We start from the raw sequence: 18,017 nt of genomic DNA on the forward strand, positions 1-18,017 counted from the left end.
GTCTCCGCCGAGGGAGGACCACGTCCGGCGTGGACGGTCATGGGCTGACGGGCTGAGGCTGGAAGTCGTGATTGCTCGCCATCACCCACGCAGGCCCGGCAGCGTGTCTACCCTGCGCCCAGGAGTCGCGCCGAAGCATCGGTGACGAACTCTGACACGGCGGACTCGAATTCATTCTCACGGATCTTGAGTTCATCCCGATCGGAAGCGTGACGCAGCGCGTCTATATGTGTGAACGCGGTATCGGCGAGCGGTTCCGGCCCGCCCGACAGCAGCCGCAACCGAAACCGTGCCGTCTCGGCGAGAGCACCCAGGCGATCAGCGTCATCGAGAAGTTGCATGTGTGCGGCCGCATCCGACTGGCTCAGCCATACGGCGACGATGGCGCGCTTGAGTTCGGTCAACGCGGCAGCGAATTCGCTGTAGGCGGCTACGCGCTCCCGGCGTAGCCATTCCTGCCGGGCGCCTGCCTCGGCTCGCCTGACAGTGCGCTGCTGGAACAGGTACGTGCTGAAGGATCCGAATAGCGTCCCGAACACAGCGATCAAGCTTCCGAGAACAGCGCTCACCCACAGGAGTGGATCACACCCGCCGCAAGAGGCCAAGAGGCGCCGATCCATGATGGCGAGGAACCGGCGCCATCTCTAACGCCGGTTCCTCCATGGAGCAAGGAGCCCCTACGCCTCGCCGGTGGTCAGGCCGACCGGGCAGGCGACGCCCGTTCCGCCGATCCCGCAATCCCCGTTGGGGACCTTGTACAGGTAGCGGTTCGCCTCAGGCAGCAGGTGTTGATCCCGCTACGCGTGTATGCCGGACTCTGCGGGCCGGTCCCGAACCGAACCGGTCGGCCGATCGCAAGCCGCCGAACTGTTGCGGGGCATGACGGTCGACAGCGGCCTTCATAGCCCCAGATGCCACGACTCGAGCGTCGGATGACGGTCGGGGTGTGTTACGAGATCGCGCGGAGTCGGCCGGAGGGTCGGCGGCGGAGTTGATCGATGCCCTGGGCCGTCTTTTCGTCTGCAGGGAGGAAAACGATCAGTTGTTGTGCATCCGAGGAGAGTTCGAGCGTCTCACGGAGCAGCCGAAGTTCGTGCCCAGAGGGGTGGTTGAGTCGGAGAATTTCACGTCGCGGAACCAGGTGACGGTTCATGCGCCGCGTGAAGTCTGGGCCGGCGATGGGTGCGAGTTCCGCGGTGAGCCACTCGGAGTTTTCTACGGACGGTGCGAGCCACAGGTCGAAGGCTTGCTCGTCCGCGACGTCGTCCCAGTCGGCGAAGAACGTCCGGGCGGCGGGGTCGGTGAAGACGTAGCGGGTGAGGTTCGGTGTGTCGGTGTCGAGCAACCCGATTTCACCCATCACCAGCTCGTAGCCGCTGGTGTAGGCCAGGACGTCGCCCAGCCGGTTCGTCACCACTGCGATCCCCGGTTCAAGGAGGCGGAGTGTCTCCAGGACAGACGGCCGAACGTCGCGGCGCGGTGGTGCGGGCCAGGTACGGGCGGAACATTCACCGCCGGCGATCTTGGCCAGGTAGCGCAGGTGGTTGCGCTCCGAGCGGTCGAGGCTGAGCGCATCGGCGAGCGCGTTCACCACCGCCGCTGAGGGGTTGCGGTCACGACCCTGCTCGATACGGGTCAGGTATTCGACGCTGACGCCGGCCCGAGCAGCCAGATCCGAGCGTCGCAGACCAGGCGAACGGCGGTGGCCTCGCTCCGGCAGCCCGAACGTCTCCGGCTGGATGCTGTCGCGCTTGGCCCGGATGAAATCCCCCATCGGCGTACCCATGGCAGAAGCATATGGTGCTGCACTTCGACCGCTGGGTGCTCAGCGTGGCCCTCTGGGGGCCAGCCTGAGCGCGGTCTGGTTGTCGCCACCACGACTGCGTGATCGTGGTGGACATGGATGACAAGCACAACTTGGCAATCATCGTCGGGAGCGTCCGGGAGGGACGGTTCGGTCCAGTGGTGGCCTCGTGGGTCGCCGATCAGGCCCGCGCTCATGGTGGGTTCGATGTGAACGTCGTCGATCTGGCACAGGTCGAGATCCCGCTGGCGCTGCCCGCGGCGCCGCCGAAGTTCGCCGGCGACAACTACCCCCGGCCGGAAGGAATGGCGGCACTGACCTCGGCGCTGGAAGCCGCTGACGCGTTCATCGTGGTCACGCCGGAGTACAACCACAGTTATCCCGCGTCGCTCAAGGCGGCCATCGACTGGCACTTCACCCAATGGACGGCCAAGCCCGTCGCCTTCGTCAGCTACGGCGGCGCAGCAGGTGGCCGGCATGCCGTACTGCATCTGGAGAACGTGCTGACCGAGTTGCACGCGGTGACGATCCGCGACGGCCTGGCCTTCCCGAACTACTTCACCGCTTGGCAGGACGGTCGACCGCTCGACCCTGAGGCCTCCGGGTACGCCAAGACGTTGCTCGACCAGCTGGCCTGGTGGGCAGGCGCACTTCGGTTGGCACGCGAGACCGCTGCGTACCCGGCATGAGCGCGGCAACGATGGAGTACGTCCCGCTCGGGCGCACCGATCTGCTGGTCAGCCGGATCGCGCTCGGTTGCATGGGGTTCGCGAACTCTGCGCAAGGCGTCAACCCCTGGGCCTTGGACGAGCAAACTGCGGCACCGATTTTCCGGCGAGCCGTCGAGCTGGGCATCACCCTGTGGGACACCGCGAACGTCTATGGCGGCGGCACGTCGGAGGAGATCGTCGGCCGCGCCGTCAAGAAGTACACCCGGCGGGAGGATGTCGTCATCGCCACCAAGGTGGGGCTCCCGATGCACGACGGCCCTGGTGGCTCGGGACTGTCACGTACGGCGATCCTCCGTCAGGTCGACGCATCTCTTGCGCGCCTTGGCACCGACTACATCGATCTCTACCAGATCCACCGGTTCGATCCGGGTACCCCGGTCGAGGAGACGATGGAAGCCCTCCACGAGGTGGTGGCGGCTGGGAAGGTTCGGTACATCGGCGCCTCGTCCATGTGGGCATGGCAGTTCTCCAAGATGCAGCACACCGCGACGCATCACGGTCACACGAGGTTCGTGTCGATGCAGAACCAATACAGCCTGGTGCAACGCGAGGACGAGCGGGAGACGTTTCCACTGCTCGCCGACCAAGGCGTCTCCAGCCTGCCGTGGTGCCCACTTGCCAAGGGTCGCTTGGCCCGGCCCTACGGGCAGGTGACCGGCCGCTCGGCGAAAGATCCCATCGGACAACGCTTCTTCGGTGACGTCGATCGTCCAATCGTCGATGCCGTTCACCGGGTCGCGACGACGCGTGAGATCTCCATGGCTCAAGTTGCTCTCGCATGGGCCCTTGGCAATCCCACCGTCGCCGCACCCATCATCGGAGCGACCAAGCCGGCCCACCTTGACGACGCCGTGGCCGCCCTGGCTGTGCGACTCGACGAGACTGAGATCGATGCCTTGGAAAGCCGATATACACCCCGCCCACCAACCGGGTTCTGAAGGACGGTCGCCACTGGACGGTGATGTACCGGCGCGCACTTTCACATGCGCGATGAACGCCAGGCCGCGTCGCCTACTCACCGGATATGGGGCTGGCCCAAGATCAGAGCCGGGTTCGCCGGAGGATCTTGGGCCAGGATGTTGGTGAAACCCATGGTCTACGCCTCGCCGGTGGTCAGGCCGACCGGGCAGGCGACGCCCGTTTCTCGAACGTCAAGGGGAGGCTGCGGTCATGCGTGGGGCGGGACCCTGCGGGCGGACGCCGCGAGCCGGTCCGCGAGCGCGATGACAAGGCTGCGGAGGTCATCCGGTCGCTCGATGACGAACGGCCGGTCGAGCGACGCGAGCACCGGAGGCAACCAGTCGAGCCGCTCCGCGCGCAACTCGACGCGGAGCCAGCCCTCGGTCTCCGGATCTGCGCCTCCCGCGGATGGGGACTCCTCCACAGTCGCGACGCTGGCCGGAAGCCGGGCGCGGATCTGCTCGACCGTCCCCTGGATCCGCAGGACCACTTCATGCCGGTACCCAGCCTTGGCGAGCCCTGACAGGACGCGCTGCGCCGGATCGAGTCCGGCGGGCGGCTCGAACGAGCCGGGCAGGGTCCTCGTGTCTGCGATGCGATCCAGCCGGAATGTCCGGTCCTCGCCGATCTCGGCATCCGCACCCGTGACGTACCACCGGCCCGAATGGGCGACGAGTCCGTACGGATGCAGCGTGCGTTCGCTGCTCCGGCCGTCGGCGGCGGTGTACCTGATCGAGATCGGCCGGCGATGGCGCACCGCATCGGCGATGGAGAGCAGGACTGCGGCCTCCGGGGCGGCGAACTCGCCGGGCGGAGCCGTGAAGGCGAGGGATTCGAGCACGGTGGCGAGCCTGCGGGCGAGCCGCTCGGGCAGTACCCGCCGGATCTTGGCCGCCGCTGTCTCACTCGCCGTGCCCGTCGTCGTCATCAACCCTGCCCGGCGACCGGCGACCAGGCCGAGCAGCACGGCGAGCGCTTCGTCATCGCTCAACATAAGCGGAGGCATGCGGTATCCGGGGGCGAGCCGGTACCCGCCGTAGCGGCCGCGTACTGACTCGACAGGCACATCGAGGTCGATCAGGTGGTCCACGTACCGTCGCACGGTGCGCTCGTCGACGCGGAGCCGGTCGGCGAGTTCGGACATCGTCCGGATGCCGCCCGACTGCAGGAGCTCCAACAGCGTGAGCACGCGCTGAGTAGGTCGAGCCATGTCACACAACTTAGTGAGAATACTGGGCGGTTTCTGTCCGGTATTCGTCCTAGTGTGCCGCGGGAGAACGGCCCATAGACCAGGGAGATCACCATGGACTTCGTATCGATCCGCATCATCACGGGCGACGTCGCGCGCCTCGTCGACTTCTACGAGCGAGCCACGGGAGTGCGGGCCAGTTGGTCCACCGAGGACTTCGCCGAGCTCAGGACCACCTCCGCCACCCTCGCAATCGGCAGCACCCGCACCGTCCCGCTGTTCGCGCCTGGCGCCGCCCGGCCGACCGACAACCGCACCGTGATCATCGAATTCCTCGTCGACGACGTGGACAGCGTGCATCAGAACCTGGTCGGCTTCGTCGAGGAGTTCGTCAACGAGCCCACCACGATGCCCTGGGGCAACCGGTCGCTCCTGTTGCGTGACCCCGACGGCAACCTCATCAACTTCTTCACCCCTGTCAGCCCAGCCGCCATCGAGAAGTTCGCTCGCTGACGACAAGGCGACCTCCCGGCCGGCACCTCTGGGTGGGGACTCCGGGATCCCGGCGATCTGGGCGCTCCCGTTGAATGCGACTACCTCATCGTTGCCCCGTCATCTTTCCAAGAGGCAACGACTCACGATCCGGCCCGGCGACTGATCACGCCGGTCATGAGGTCCAGGGGCAGGAGACGCCGGTGCCCACCAGTACGCAATGCCCCCATCGAACGACTCGATCTTTCAGAGCTGTCCAGGAAGCAGGGTGAGCCCGTCGAGGTGGCGGGGGCGAACGACGGTGAAATGGCGGCGATCAAGGGTTGCCACCTCAGACAGCCCTAGACGCTCGGCAATGGAGATCACAGACGCATCGACCGCACCCAACGGAAGGCTGGCGTACATAGCCACGAGATCACCCATGCGGGATAGATCCTCGTCGGTCAGGTCGACCAGTACCAAACCGTTCCCGAACGAATTCAAGAAGGCGGCTTCCGCCTTGCTCCCTTGTCGCTTCTCGACCAGTTGGCAAACCTCGGTGACGACCGTCGCGGGAACCAACAGCGGGCCGGGATGGGAGCGAAGCAGGTGCGCGCAGGTGGCGTGGTGGTCATCCCGGACGTTGATCGCTGCTACCAATGGCCCCGAGTCAATGACGATCACGAAGAGTGATTGTCCTCCGAGCGGAGGATCTCCTCTGACCGTTCCGCGAAATCGGGTTCTGCTTCCAGCATGCCGATGAAGGGCAGATCGCGAATCGCCGGCTCCTCGTTGAGCTGATCACGAACGAGGCGCAGGAGAGGAGCGACCTTCTCGTCGGGCAACTGATCCACCAGATGGTGGAGTTCCTCGCGCATCACGCTCATGCATCGAGTCTAGCCAGATGGCCACTGCTGACAGGAGAACCCACGACCCGGGACTTCCAGCGCAATGAGCCACTCAGCTCCTGCGAAAGATCACTCCTTCCGGGCGTCATGCCGAAGGGTCACATAGCTTGACGCTGGTGCCGCCGATCCCGCAGTAGCCGTTGGGGACCTTAAAAGATATTGCTGGTGGTAGTCCTGTCAGCCGAGGCACAATTTCTCACCACGACCACACAGCCTGTGGATAATCCAGCCTCCCGACTGGGCGGTTCCTCGTGAAGGCGGATCAACCACGAGCCATGTCGTGGAGCTTGAGGAAAGAGCGACCGGATGAGTGGGTGGGGGCGCCTCGCCGGAACGCGACGCGAGTACGTCTGAGGGTGTCCTGACGAAAGTCAGGGGTGGGTAGGTGTCGTTCGGGCCCGCGTCCTGTGGATCTTTGATGATGATTTGGTGTAGATCAGTCCGGTTGATCATCGCCTGGAATCATCAGGACTTGTCCGAGGATGAGCGGCAACGGCTACTGCCGCCGTTGCCGGTCAATCCCGCCCTGGGAGGTGGGTGGGTCGATCACATGCCGATTGGACGGGACCGTGGAATCCACCGTGGTACGGACCCATCGGGACGCGGCCCGAACCTGCCATGTACCGCCCCGTCACATCCCGGTTGGGTGTAGCTCGTTCCGATGGAGTGGCTGAGCTGGGGATTCATGGTTCGGGGCCGTGCCAAATGGGCAGCACTGCCCGGGACGGCCATGTGCCACGCCAGTTCCCCTCAGCCGACCGCGCCTGCCGCCGAGTAGGTGACCAGGGTCTGGTCGGGGTTGTCTGCGAGTTGCAGCACGACGTGGCTGTAGTTGAGCGCACCGAGCCTCGGATGGCGAAGCTTCTTCGATCCGCTGCCCACCGCCATGACGTCATGCCGCGGCCACCACTGCCGGACCTCCTCGCTGTCCCCCTTCAACCCCTCGATCAGGGCCTCGAAGCCGGGATCGTCCGGGTGCCCGGCCGCAGCGAGCCGGAACCGGCCGAGCATGGCCCGGGCCTCCGGTTCCCATTCGAGATACACCGTTCGGGCGCGCGGCGCGGTGAACATCCAGCGGACGAGGTTGCGCTCGCCGTCTGGCAGCGCGTCCCAATCGGCGAACAGCTCACGCGCAGAGGGGTTGGAGGCCAGTACATCCCAGCGGCGTCCCTTGACGATCGTCGGGAACGGCTCGAGCCGCTGCACTAGGGCGACCGCTTCGGGATCGATCCACTCCGCCGCTGCCGCAGCGGTACCAGCGCCGGGCCCGTCCTCGCCGCCACGGGCGAGCACCCGCAGGTACTGCCGTTCTGCGCCGGACATCCGCAGTGCGTCGGCCAGGGCGTCCAGCACCTGGCCCGAGGGCCGCACGGGTCGGCCCTGCTCGAGGAACGTGTAGTACGTAACGGACATGTTGGCCAGCAGCGCGACCTCCTCGCGGCGCAGTCCCGCCGTGCGCCGGCGGCTTCCGGCGGGCAGGCCGACATCGCTGGGACGCAGGCGCTCGCGCCGGGACCGGAGCAACTGCCCCAGGGCCTGCAGATCACCGGTTGCTGCCATACAGCGCAGCCTAGTCATGCCAATACCAGTAACAAGCTGCTCTGGTTACCAGTTTCAGTCTCGCCCAAGCTGGACCCATGACGATCACCCCGGAAACCATCACCATCCCCGTGGCCGACGGCACCACCTTGCCCGCCTACCTGGCCCGCCCGGCCGGCCGCGCCGCCCCGGTCGCGGTGATCGTGGCGCACGAGCTATTCGCGGTGAACCCCGATATCCGAGGCGTGGCCGATGCCTTGGCGCAGGCCGGATATCTGGCTCTCGTGCCGGAGTTCTACCACCGGCACGCCGAACCCGGGCGCTGGCTCGAACGCACCGACGCCGGGCGCCGAGAGGGATTCGCCCTCCTGCACCAGTTGCGCCGCAACGAGGCCCTGGCCGATGTGGACACCTGCCTGAGCTGGCTGGGCGCGCAGCCAGACATTCAGCAGACCGCGATGATCGGCTTCAGCGCCGGCGGCCACCTGGCCTACCTCGCAGCCTGCCAGCTGCCGATCAGCCACACCGCCGTGCTGTACGGCGGCTGGCTGCCCACCACCGATATCCCGATGAGTCAACCCACGCCCACGCTGGGCCTGACCCCTGGGATCGGCGGCCGATTGCTCTACCTGGTCGGCAAGGACGACACACTGATCGACAGGGGCCAGCGCGGCCAGATCCGCGCCGCACTGGAGCAGGCCGACGTCGAGCACGAAATGGTCACCTACCCCGACGTCGCTCACGCATTCTTCTGGCCCGGCACGCCGGCCTTCAACCAGAAGGCCCGAGACGACGCCTGGACCCGGATCCTGGGCCTACTCGCCGACGCCTGAGACTTCCCTCAGAACGAGCTACGCCCATCCCGGTTAAGGGAGCCCATAGATCACAAACCGGAGTCGAAGGGCCGGGAGGCTGGTCCTCGATCAGTGACCGGCAAGCCGGGCGATCAAGGACCAGTACTGGATCAGAGGGTCTACGCCTCGCCGGTGGTCAGGCCGACCGGGCAGGCGACGCCCGTCCCGCCGATGCCGCAGTATCCGTTGGGGACCTTGTACAGGTACTGCTGGTGGTAGCCGTTCACTCCAGGCCATAATTCCTGCTCACCCGAGCGGTTGAAGAGCCGGGCCTCCTGACTGACCGGCCCTTACACTTGGAGCATGGCATTCGACGACGAGGCCCCGAGCGAGTCAGAGGCACTTGACGAGGTGCAGCTTCCTCGGCACCTCGCCGCACTGGTCGGCGCGCTCCACGGGCCGCCGGACCTCGGTGCCCGCCACGACCACTACCTCACCTATCCTCACCACGAGGAGCCCGGCGAAGCGGTCACGGCGTGATCTTGTGCGACACGGGACCCCTCGTTGCGGCATTCAACAGGGCGGATAAAGATCACGGGCGCTGTGTGCGGTTCCTGGCGCGAAACTGGACCCGGCTCGTTGTCCCCTCGCTTGCCGTGACAGAAATATGCCACCTGCTATCTGACCCGGTTCGGCGTGGCAGTTCTGCTCTTGCCGCCGAGTTCTGCGCGGCGATCGCCGACGACGAGCTCCGGGTTATTGAGGTGACACCTCACGACTACCGTCGAATCTCCGAGTTACTCGCGGCATATGCGTCTCTGCGGCTCCAAGCCGTGGACGCATGCGTGATCGCCCTCGCCGAGCGCCTCGATCTTCGCGAAGTCGCAACTCTCGATCAGCGGGACTACCTGGTCGTTGCCCCTCGCCACCTACCCAAGGGGCAACGACTCACGATCTTGCCTGGCGACTGATCAGTCGTCCCCAAAAAGGCTCTGGCCCTCGATCGGAGACCGGCAAGCCGGGCGATCAAGGACCAGTACTGGATCAGAGGGTCTACGCCTCGCCGGTGGTCAGGCCGACCGGGCAGGCGACGCCCGTCCCGCCGATCCCGCAGTATCCGTTGGGGACCTTGTACAGGTACTGCTGGTGGTAGTCCTCGGCGAAGTAGTACTCGCCGGCAGGAGTGATCTCGGTGGTGATCTGGCCGTAGCCGGCCTTGGTCAGGACGTCCTGGTACGCGTCCTTGGACGCCTGGGCCGCCTTCGCCTGCTGAGCACCGTGGGTGTAGATCGCCGACCGATACTGCGTGCCGACGTCGTTGCCCTGACGCATCCCCTGGGTCGGGTCGTGCTCCTCCCAGAAGACCTTGAGAAGCTCCTCGTAGGACACCTTGCTCGGATCGAACACCACCCGGACGACCTCGGCGTGCCCGGTCATGCCGGTACAGACCTCCTCGTAGGTCGGATTCGTGGTGTATCCACCCTCGTATCCGACGGACGTGGAGACGACGCCCGGCGTCTGCCAGAACTTACGCTCCGCTCCCCAGAAGCAGCCCAGTCCGAACTCCGCGATCTCCGTGCCGTCCGGGTACGGCGCCGCCAGCGGCGTGTCCAGCACCACGTGACGACCGGCCACCGCCATCGCCGCGGAACGGCCCGGCAGCGCCTCCGAGGGGTCCACCATCGATGTCTTGTTCCGGCCGAAGAGCCAGCCCATGTCGAACCTCCATCCGCTCTGACTGTCCCAACCAGACGGGGGCTTGGGTTGTTCCTGACGTAAGCGATCCTTAATATCCGGACATAGCAATCCTTATTTGTATTAAATCCTAGAATCAGCAAAAATTTGGACATGCCTGAAACGCGCCGAGGGATCTTGTATGGGATCGCCGCCTACGTCATGTGGGGCCTGTTCCCACTCTACTGGCCGCTGCTCAAGCCGTCCGGCGCCGTGGAGATCCTCGCCCACCGGATGGTCTGGTCCCTCGTCGCGGTGGTCGCGGTGCTGGCCGTACGGCGGCACTGGTCGTGGTTTCGCACGCTGACGCGCCGACAGTTCGTCCTGCTCACCGTCGCCGCCGTCACGATCTCGATCAACTGGGGCACCTACATCTACGCCGTCAACAGCGGCCACGTGGTGGAAGGCGCGCTCGGCTACTTCATCAACCCCCTCGTCAGCGTCCTCTTCGGGGTCGTCATCTTCCGTGAGCGCCTGCGTCCGTGGCAGTGGGTCGCCGTGGGGCTCGGGGCGGCGTCCGTGCTCATCCTCGCCTTCGACTACGGCCGCCTGCCCTGGATCGCCGTCATCCTCGCGATGAGCTTCGGCACGTACGGCATGGTCAAGAAGTCGGCACAGGTCGGCAGCGCCGAGAGCCTCACCGTCGAGACGCTCGTGCTACTCGTCCCCGCGCTCGTCTACCTCACCGTTCTCGAGGTGAACGGCACCGCCACGTTCGGCCACCACGGCCTGGGGCACTCGGCGCTCCTCGTGGGCGCGGGCATCGTCACCGCGGTCCCGCTGCTGGCCTTCACCGCCTCGGCGATCCGCGTCCCGCTCACCGTCATCGGCGTCCTGCAGTACATCGCACCCGTCCTGCAGTTCCTCTGCGGCGTGCTGATCGTCCACGAGACGATGCCCGCGAGCAGGTGGATCGGATTCGCCGTCGTGTGGCTCGCGCTCGCCGTCTTCACCTGGGACGGCTTCCGCTCCGCCCGTGCCACCCGCAGGCAGGCGCGTACGGCTCCCGCACTCGAAGCCGTCTGACGCGCGTACGCCCCGGGGAGTAGGGATTCCGTCTCCCCCGGACCGACGACGCCACAGCCGCGTCCCGCGAGGATCGGCCCTATGACCAAGCATTTCCGTTTCGGCGTCGTGGCGGGCTTCGCGCCGGACGCCGGGAGTTGGACGGCTCTCGCACGCCAGGCCGAGGACCGGGGGTATTCAACCCTCCTCGTGCCCGACACGCTCGGCACCCTGCCGCCTCTCCTCGCCCTCACCGCGGCGGCGACCGCGACCACGACGCTGCGGCTGAGCACGTTCGTGCTGAGCGTGCCCTACCGCCGCCCGCGGCAACTGGCGTTGGAACTGGCCGGGCTCGACTTCCTCTCCGGGGGCAGGCTCGATCTCGGGATCGGCACCGGACGCGCCGACGCCCGGCCTGAGGCCGAGTTCCTCGGCATGCCGTACGGCACGGCAGGCGAACGCATCTCCCAGGTGGAGGAGCTGATCGCCGAGGTCCGCACGGTGTTCGGCGGCTCCGGGCGGTTCACCGGGGCCACGCAGAAGGAGGGGCCGCCGATCCTGCTCGCGGCGTCCGGGGAACGCATGCTCACCGTCGCCGCCGAGCAGGCCGACATCGTCACCTTCGCCGTCCATCCGGCGAGCACGCCCCACTCTCTCCACCGGCCGCTTGCCGTCCTCGAGGAGAAGGCGGGCGCCAGATTCGGCCAGATCGAGCTGAGCAGCAACCTCCACCTGATCGGCTCCGATCCGCCGCCGTGGCTGGAACGGCTGCTCCACGGCGCGGGGCCCGGATCCCTGTCCGTGCTCGACGGGTCGCCCCGCGAGATGGCCGACACGCTCCTGCGCCGCCGGGACGAGCTGGGGATCTCCTACATCACCGTCAACGGCGTGTTCGCCGAGGCGTTCGCCCCGGTAGTCGAGATCCTCGCCGGCCGCTGACGACCTGATCCGAGGCGATCAGATCAGCCGGAACGCTCGACCACGTAGTCGCACAGGGCCAGAAGGGCCGCCCGCGCCGGGATGTCAGGCAAGCCGGCCAGGGCGGCCTTGGCCCGATCGGTCCACCTGATGAGCTCCTTGCGGGCCTGCTCCATGGCGGGGTTGGCGCGGAGCAGCGTCAGCGTCTCCTCGACGTCCTCTTCCCGCACCGGACCGGACAGCAGCGTGCGCAACCGGGTGTCCGCCGGGTCCTCGGACGCCAGCGCGTAGAGGACGGGGAGCGTGTGGACGCCCTCGCGCAGGTCGGTGCCCGGGGTCTTCCCCGAGTCGGAGGTCGGCGCAGCGACGTCGATGAGGTCGTCCCCGAGTTGCCAGGCCACACCGATGGCCTCACAGGCGTCGGTCACCCGCTCGACCACCTCCGGCGGCGCGCCGGACAACAGGGCGCCGAACTGGCCGGAGGTCGCGATCAGCGACCCCGTCTTGTCGGTCAGCACCTGGATGTAGTGCGCGACGGCGTCGGCCCCTTCCGCGGGGCCCATGGTCTCCCTGATCTGCCCGCGGACCAGCCGCGAGAAGGTGCGGGCCTGGATCCGGATGAGCTCGGTCCCCAGGTCGGCGAGGATCTCCGACGCCTGGGCGAAGAGATAGTCACCAGTCAAGATCGCGATGGTGTTGTCCCACCGGGCGTTGGCCGAGGGTGTGCCGCGCCGTACGGGCGCCTCGTCCATCACGTCATCGTGGTAAAGAGTCGCCAAGTGCGTCAGCTCGATCACGACGGCCCCCGCGACCACACCGGGGGCGTCAGGATTGCCGAACTGCGCGGCCAGAAGCATCAACGTGGCGCGGAAACGCTTGCCGCCCGCCTCGAGGAGATGCTTGGACGCCTCCGTGACGAAGGCGTCCTCGCTCTCAACGGACGACCGGAGCATCTTCTCCACCGCCGCCAGCCCGTTAGCAAGGTCCACGGCCAGCTGCTCGTCGATCTGAGGGATGTCCACAACGGGCGGCGCGGCCATAGAACAAGGCTCCTAACGGATGAACAACGACTGAGCAGCGTTCTGCGCCAAGTGGAGCACAGGCTGCGGGAAGACCCCCAGGAATACGGTAGCCAATACCGCCACGCCGACCACAGCCGCGGTCCCCCGCGACGGCAGCACGACCGACGGGCCGTCAGCGGCCGGGTCGCTGAAGAACATCAGCACGATGACACGGACGTAGAAGAACGCCGCCACCGCGGACGCCACCACGCCGACGATCACCAGGGGTGTCGCGCCTCCCGCCACGGCCGCCTGGAAGACGGCGTACTTCCCGAAGAAACCGCTGGTCAGCGGAATCCCGGCGAAGGCGAGCAGGAAGAAGGCGAAGATGCCTGCGAGCAACGGCGACCGCTTGCCGAGCCCCGCCCAGCGGGACAGGTGCCAGGCCTCGCCACCGGCGTCACGGACCATCGTGACCACCGCGAAGGCGCCGACGGTCGTGAAACCGTACGCCACGAGGTAGAAGAGGATCGCCGACAGGGCCTTGGAGTTCTGCCCGGCCGCCGCACCGGTCGCGACGACGCCGACCAGCAGGAATCCACCGTGAGCGATCGACGAGTAGGCCAGCATCCGCTTGATGTCGGTCTGCGTGATCGCGAGGATGGCGCCCACGACCATTGTGAGAATCGCCACAGCCCACAGGACCGGGCTCCAGTTCCAGTCGAGGCCGCCCAGGGCGACCCAGAACACCCGCAGCAGCGCGCCGAACGCGGCGACCAGGGTGCCCGACGCCATCAGCGCCGTGATGGGAGTCGGCGCGCCCTGGTAGACGTCCGGCTTCCAGGCCTGGAACGGCGCAGCCCCGATCTTGAAGAGCAGGCCGACGCCCAGCATGGCGACGCCGATGTAGAGCAGCGTCTCCTGCCCGCCGACCACGCCCAGAGCCGAGCTGATCTTCGCGAGGTCGATCGACCCGGCGTAGCCGTACAGCAGGGCCGTGCCGTACAGGAAGAAGGCGGACGAGAACGCGCCGAGCAGGAAGTACTTGACCGCGGCCTCCTGCGAGAGCAGCCGGCGACGGCGCGCCAGCCCGCACAGCAGGTACAGCGGCAGGGACATGACCTCCAGGGCCACGAACATGACCAGCAGGTCGTTGGACGCGGGGAAGAGCAACATCCCGCCGACCGCGAAGAGCACCAGCGGGTAGACCTCGGTGTGCCCGGCCCCCTCGTGCAGGGCCTGCTCCTCCTCCGCCGATCCCGGCACAGCCGCGGCCGCGGCGACGAAGTGGTCCTCGTCGTTGATCAGCAGAACGCTCACGAAGGCGAGCACCAAGATGGTGCCCCAGATGAACAACGACGGCCCGTCCACGGCGACCGCGCCCATGGCCGCGGGCTTGGTCGGGACGCCCTTGACCACCTGCCAGATGGTCAGCGCGAACGCGCCGGCCAGCGACAGCAGGGTGATCGGCACGTGGATCGCCGAGCGCAGGTAACGCGGAGCGAACGCCTCCACGAGCACGCCCACGATCGCCGCGCCGAAGACGACCAGCATCGGTGCGAGCTGGGCGTACTCAAGAGTCGGCGCTTGGATGGTGCCGTTCACTGAGCCTCCTTGGCAACTTGTACGGCAGGAGCCGGATCGGTCGCCGGAACACTCGACAGGGTGTTCTTGACCGCAGGATGGATCACGTCGAGCAGGGGCTTGGGATAGAACCCGAACACCAGGAGCAACGCGATGAGAGGCGCGACGACCCACTTCTCGCGCGCGTTGAGGTCAGGCAGATGCTTGACGGACTCGGCGGTCGGGCCGTTCATCGTCCGCTGGTACATCCACAGGATGTAGATCGCGGCCAGGATGACGCCGGTCGTCGCGATGGCGGCGGGCACGAGGTACTTCTCGTACGTGCCGACCAGCACCATGAACTCGCTCACGAAGGTGCTGAGGCCGGGCAGCGACAGGCTGGACAGCCCCGCCACGAGGAACGTCCCCGCGAGCACCGGCGCGACCTTCTGCACGCCTCCGTAGTCGGCGATGAACTGGGAGCCCCGGCGCTGGATCAGGAAGCCGGCGATCAGGAAGAGCGCGCCGGTCGAGAAGCCGTGGTTGACCATGTAGAGGGTCGCCCCCGCGCCCGCGTTCGTCGTCATGGCGAACACGCCCAGCGCGATGAAGCCGAAGTGCGAGACCGACGTGTAGGCGATGAGCCGCTTCATGTCGGTCTGGCCGATCGCCACGATCGCGCCGTAGACGATGCCGATCACCGACAGTGTGATCACCATCGGCGTGAAGAACTTCGACGCGTCCGGGAACAGCTCCAGGCAGAAGCGCAACATGCCGTACGTGCCGACCTTGTCCAGCACGCCGACCAGCAGCACCGCGGCGCCGGCCGGCGCCTGGGCCGCCGCGTCGGGCAGCCAGGTGTGGAACGGCCAGAGCGGCGCCTTGATCGCGAAGGCGATGAAGAACCCGAGGAACAGCCACTTCTGCGTGTTCACGTCCTGGATGGTCCCGACGAGGTCGGGGAACATGAACGTGCCCTTCCCGGCGATCGTGTAGAGCGCGATCACCGCGACCAGCATCAGGAGCCCGCCGAACAGCGAGTACAGCAGGAACTTCACGGCCGCGTAGGACCGCTGGGCGCCGCCGTACGACCCGATCATGAAGTACATCGGGATCAGCATGGCTTCGAAGAAGACGTAGAAGAGGAAGACGTCGGTCGACGCGAAGACGCCGATCATCATGGCCTCGAGCACGAGCATCAACGAGAAGTACGTCCGGACCGACCGCTTGCCGGCCTCGGCGTCATGCCAGGAGGCCAGCACCACGATCGGCACCAGCACGACCGAGAGCAGGATCAGCACCAGGGCGATGCCGTCGACCCCCACCGCGTAGTGCACCCCGAGAGCGGGGATCCAGTCGTACTTCTCGGTGAACTGGAACTTGTCGCCGTTCGGGCTGAACTGGACGGCCATCGCGATGGCGAGAGCCAGCACGATGAGCGACACCCCGAGCGTGAACTGCTTGGCGAGCTTGTCGTTGCGGACAAGAGTCACGCCCAGCGCGCCCAGCACGGACACGCCCATCAGGATTGAGAGCCAGGGCATCACAGGTTCCCTACGACGAACCAGGCGCCGACCAGGACGGCGGCACCAACGAATATCGACAACGCGTACGACCGGACGTAACCGGTCTGGATCCTGCGCAACCGGCCGGACGAGCCGCCGATGAGGGCGGCCAGGCTGTTGACCAGACCGTCGACCCCACGGTTGTCGAAGTAGACCGCCAGGCGGGTGAGCCACTGACCCGGCCGCATGAGCAGCGCCTCGTTGAGCGCGTCGCCGTACAGGTCACGACGGGCGAACGCGGTGAGGAACGAGCCGCGAGGGGCCACTCCGGGCACCTCGGCGGAGCCGTACCTGTACCAGGCGAACACCACGCCGACGGCGACCAGCGCGAGCGTGGCCAGCCCGGTCGTGCTGAACGGGTGGAACGAGGGCAGTTCCTCCGGCCGCCCGACCGCGGGCGACAGGAAGAGCATGAACCGGTTGCCCAGGATCAGGAACGCGCCCAGGACGACCGCGCCGATCGACAGGATGATCAGCGGCCACGTCATGACGGCCGGCGACTCGTGCGGGTGGGCGTCGGCCTCCCAGCGCTTCTTGCCGAAGAAGGTCATGAAGACCAGGCGCGACATGTAGAAGCCGGTGATGCCCGCACCCAGGACGGCGAGCCAGCCCAAGATCGCGTTGTGCTCCATCGCGGTCTCGATGATGCCGTCCTTGGTGAAGTAGCCGGACAGCAGCGGGAACCCGATGATCGCCAGGTAGCCGATGAGGAACGTCACGAAGGTGATCGGCATGACCTTTCTCAGGCCGCCGTACTTCCTCATGTTCACCTCGTCGTTCATGCCGTGCATGACCGATCCGGCGCCGAGGAACATGTCGGCCTTGAAGAAGCCGTGCGTGATCAGGTGGGCGATCGCGAAGGCGTAGCCCGCCGGGCCGATGCCCGCGGCGAGCATCATGTAGCCGATCTGCGACATCGTCGAGCCGGCGAGGGCCTTCTTGATGTCGTCCTTGGCGGTACCGATGATCGCACCGGCGAGGAGCGTGGCCACGCCGACGATCGTGACGACGAGTTGCGCGGTGTCGGTGGCCTGGAAGATCGGGCCGGACCGGACCACCAGGTAGACGCCGGCGGTGACCATCGTGGCCGCGTGGATGAGGGCCGAGACCGGGGTCGGGCCCTCCATCGCGTCCAGAAGCCAGGACTGCAGCGGGAGCTGGGCCGACTTGCCGCAGGCGCCGAGCAGGAGCAGGAGTCCGATGGCCGTGGCCGGGATCGACCCGCCCTTCGCCATTCCCTCGGCCACTCCCTGGTACGACAGGGAGTGGAAGGTCGCGAAGATCGTGAAGATGCCGATCGACAGGCCGAAGTCGCCGACGCGGTTGACGATGAAGGCCTTCTTGGCCGCCGTCGCCGCCGTGGGCTTGTGCTGCCAGAACCCGATGAGCAGGTACGACGCGAGGCCCACGCCCTCCCACCCGACGTACAGGCCGAGGTAGTTGTCGGCCAGCACGAGCACGAGCATCGCCGCCACGAACAGGTTCAGGTAGGCGAAGAACCTCCGCCGCGCCGGATCGTGGGCCATGTAGCCGATCGAGTAGATGTGGATCAACGATCCGACGAACGTGATCAGCAGGCAGAACGAGATCGACAGAGGGTCGACCAGCAGTCCCACCTTGGCGATGCCGGGGATGAGGTCGTAGAGCTCGACTCCCCTGCGGCGCTCGCCGGGCGCGAAGCCCAGCAGCTGGATGAAGGCCAGTGCCGCCACGACGAACGACGCGACGGCCATGGCTACGCCGAGCAGATGACCGAACTTGTCGGTCCTCCGCCCGCCCAGCAGGAGAACGGCCGCTCCCAACAGGGGCAGAGCGATCATCAGCCAGGAGGCCCC

At 66.8% G+C, this 18,017-nt stretch carries 19 protein-coding genes and 1 pseudogene; 8 read left to right on the forward strand and 12 right to left on the reverse strand.

Features of this window, described 5'->3' with window-relative positions; genetic code table 11:
• Positions 1-107: 107 nt before the first annotated feature.
• Positions 108-569, reverse strand: coding sequence for a plasmid transfer protein KilB (kilB, locus tag Pmi06nite_RS20215; protein ID WP_203954618.1), 462 nt, complete (start codon positions 567-569; stop codon positions 108-110).
• 380 nt (positions 570-949) lie between these two features.
• A complete protein-coding gene (locus Pmi06nite_RS20220) occupies positions 950-1,786 on the reverse strand; it encodes a helix-turn-helix transcriptional regulator (protein ID WP_203954619.1) in 837 nt (278 codons plus the stop codon).
• Positions 1,787-1,899: 113 nt separating this feature from the next.
• On the opposite strand from Pmi06nite_RS20220, the gene Pmi06nite_RS20225 reads away from it, so the two are divergent.
• Positions 1,900-2,493 carry an NADPH-dependent FMN reductase gene (locus Pmi06nite_RS20225; RefSeq protein WP_203954620.1) on the forward strand — a complete coding sequence of 198 codons (594 nt, stop codon included), beginning with the start codon at positions 1,900-1,902 and terminating at the stop codon, positions 2,491-2,493.
• A complete protein-coding gene (locus Pmi06nite_RS20230) occupies positions 2,490-3,473 on the forward strand; it encodes an aldo/keto reductase (protein ID WP_308442516.1) in 984 nt (327 codons plus the stop codon). The genes Pmi06nite_RS20225 and Pmi06nite_RS20230 overlap by 4 nt, the downstream gene beginning before the upstream one ends.
• Before the next feature lie 230 nt (positions 3,474-3,703).
• Here Pmi06nite_RS20230 and Pmi06nite_RS20235 read toward each other — a convergent pair whose 3' ends face one another.
• Positions 3,704-4,705 carry a helix-turn-helix transcriptional regulator gene (locus tag Pmi06nite_RS20235; protein ID WP_203954621.1) on the reverse strand — a complete coding sequence of 334 codons (1,002 nt, stop codon included), beginning with the start codon at positions 4,703-4,705 and terminating at the stop codon, positions 3,704-3,706.
• Between the two features lie 93 nt (positions 4,706-4,798).
• On the opposite strand from Pmi06nite_RS20235, the gene Pmi06nite_RS20240 reads away from it, so the two are divergent.
• Positions 4,799-5,197 carry a VOC family protein gene (locus Pmi06nite_RS20240; protein WP_203954622.1) on the forward strand — a complete coding sequence of 133 codons (399 nt, stop codon included), beginning with the start codon at positions 4,799-4,801 and terminating at the stop codon, positions 5,195-5,197.
• 225 nt (positions 5,198-5,422) lie between these two features.
• Here Pmi06nite_RS20240 and Pmi06nite_RS20245 read toward each other — a convergent pair whose 3' ends face one another.
• From Pmi06nite_RS20245 to Pmi06nite_RS20255, 3 genes are all read right to left on the reverse strand, one after another.
• On the reverse strand, positions 5,423-5,839 hold the full coding sequence (locus Pmi06nite_RS20245) for a type II toxin-antitoxin system VapC family toxin (RefSeq protein ID WP_203954623.1): 417 nt from the start codon (positions 5,837-5,839) through the stop codon (positions 5,423-5,425).
• Positions 5,836-6,042 carry a hypothetical protein gene (locus tag Pmi06nite_RS20250; protein WP_203954624.1) on the reverse strand — a complete coding sequence of 69 codons (207 nt, stop codon included), beginning with the start codon at positions 6,040-6,042 and terminating at the stop codon, positions 5,836-5,838. Before Pmi06nite_RS20250 ends, Pmi06nite_RS20245 begins: the two co-directional genes overlap by 4 nt.
• Before the next feature lie 771 nt (positions 6,043-6,813).
• A complete protein-coding gene (locus tag Pmi06nite_RS20255; protein WP_203954625.1) occupies positions 6,814-7,623 on the reverse strand; it encodes a helix-turn-helix transcriptional regulator in 810 nt (269 codons plus the stop codon).
• A 77-nt stretch (positions 7,624-7,700) separates the two neighbouring features.
• Between Pmi06nite_RS20255 and Pmi06nite_RS20260 the strand changes: the two genes are divergently transcribed.
• Positions 7,701-8,435, forward strand: coding sequence for a dienelactone hydrolase family protein (locus Pmi06nite_RS20260; RefSeq protein ID WP_203954626.1), 735 nt, complete (start codon positions 7,701-7,703; stop codon positions 8,433-8,435).
• A 140-nt stretch (positions 8,436-8,575) separates the two neighbouring features.
• On the opposite strand, the pseudogene Pmi06nite_RS20265 reads toward Pmi06nite_RS20260, so the two are convergent.
• Positions 8,576-8,674, reverse strand: a pseudogene (locus Pmi06nite_RS20265) (peptide-methionine (S)-S-oxide reductase MsrA); the annotation flags it as partial.
• An 85-nt stretch (positions 8,675-8,759) separates the two neighbouring features.
• On the opposite strand from Pmi06nite_RS20265, the gene Pmi06nite_RS20270 reads away from it, so the two are divergent.
• Both Pmi06nite_RS20270 and Pmi06nite_RS20275 read left to right on the forward strand, forming a co-directional pair.
• A complete protein-coding gene (locus tag Pmi06nite_RS20270; protein ID WP_203954627.1) occupies positions 8,760-8,936 on the forward strand; it encodes a hypothetical protein in 177 nt (58 codons plus the stop codon).
• Positions 8,933-9,367 (forward strand): type II toxin-antitoxin system VapC family toxin, encoded by a 435-nt coding sequence (locus Pmi06nite_RS20275; RefSeq protein WP_203954628.1) that lies wholly within the window; start codon positions 8,933-8,935, stop codon positions 9,365-9,367. The genes Pmi06nite_RS20270 and Pmi06nite_RS20275 overlap by 4 nt, the downstream gene beginning before the upstream one ends.
• Before the next feature lie 82 nt (positions 9,368-9,449).
• Here Pmi06nite_RS20275 and msrA read toward each other — a convergent pair whose 3' ends face one another.
• Positions 9,450-10,112 (reverse strand): peptide-methionine (S)-S-oxide reductase MsrA, encoded by a 663-nt coding sequence (gene msrA / locus Pmi06nite_RS20280; RefSeq protein ID WP_203954629.1) that lies wholly within the window; start codon positions 10,110-10,112, stop codon positions 9,450-9,452.
• A 132-nt stretch (positions 10,113-10,244) separates the two neighbouring features.
• Here msrA and rarD point away from each other — a divergent pair, with 132 nt between their 5' ends.
• Both rarD and Pmi06nite_RS20290 read left to right on the forward strand, forming a co-directional pair.
• The gene (rarD, locus tag Pmi06nite_RS20285; RefSeq protein ID WP_203954630.1) at positions 10,245-11,156 is read left to right on the forward strand and encodes an EamA family transporter RarD; all 912 of its coding nucleotides are present in this window, start codon (positions 10,245-10,247) and stop codon (positions 11,154-11,156) included.
• Between the two features lie 81 nt (positions 11,157-11,237).
• Positions 11,238-12,074 carry an LLM class flavin-dependent oxidoreductase gene (locus Pmi06nite_RS20290; RefSeq protein WP_203954631.1) on the forward strand — a complete coding sequence of 279 codons (837 nt, stop codon included), beginning with the start codon at positions 11,238-11,240 and terminating at the stop codon, positions 12,072-12,074.
• 23 nt (positions 12,075-12,097) lie between these two features.
• Here Pmi06nite_RS20290 and Pmi06nite_RS20295 read toward each other — a convergent pair whose 3' ends face one another.
• From Pmi06nite_RS20295 to nuoL, 4 genes are read right to left on the reverse strand one after another with little or no spacing between them, the layout of a single operon-like run.
• Positions 12,098-13,093 (reverse strand): polyprenyl synthetase family protein, encoded by a 996-nt coding sequence (locus tag Pmi06nite_RS20295; RefSeq protein ID WP_203954632.1) that lies wholly within the window; start codon positions 13,091-13,093, stop codon positions 12,098-12,100.
• A gap of 12 nt (positions 13,094-13,105) precedes the next feature.
• Positions 13,106-14,659 (reverse strand): NADH-quinone oxidoreductase subunit NuoN, encoded by a 1,554-nt coding sequence (gene nuoN / locus Pmi06nite_RS20300; protein WP_203954633.1) that lies wholly within the window; start codon positions 14,657-14,659, stop codon positions 13,106-13,108.
• Positions 14,656-16,161 carry an NADH-quinone oxidoreductase subunit M gene (locus Pmi06nite_RS20305; RefSeq protein WP_203954634.1) on the reverse strand — a complete coding sequence of 502 codons (1,506 nt, stop codon included), beginning with the start codon at positions 16,159-16,161 and terminating at the stop codon, positions 14,656-14,658. The genes nuoN and Pmi06nite_RS20305 overlap by 4 nt, the downstream gene beginning before the upstream one ends.
• Positions 16,161-18,002 (reverse strand): NADH-quinone oxidoreductase subunit L, encoded by a 1,842-nt coding sequence (gene nuoL, locus Pmi06nite_RS20310; protein ID WP_203954779.1) that lies wholly within the window; start codon positions 18,000-18,002, stop codon positions 16,161-16,163. Before nuoL ends, Pmi06nite_RS20305 begins: the two co-directional genes overlap by 1 nt.
• Positions 18,003-18,017: the final 15 nt, after the last annotated feature.

The organism is Planotetraspora mira, assembly GCF_016863275.1.
Classification (GTDB): Bacteria; Actinomycetota; Actinomycetes; order Streptosporangiales; family Streptosporangiaceae; genus Planotetraspora; species Planotetraspora mira.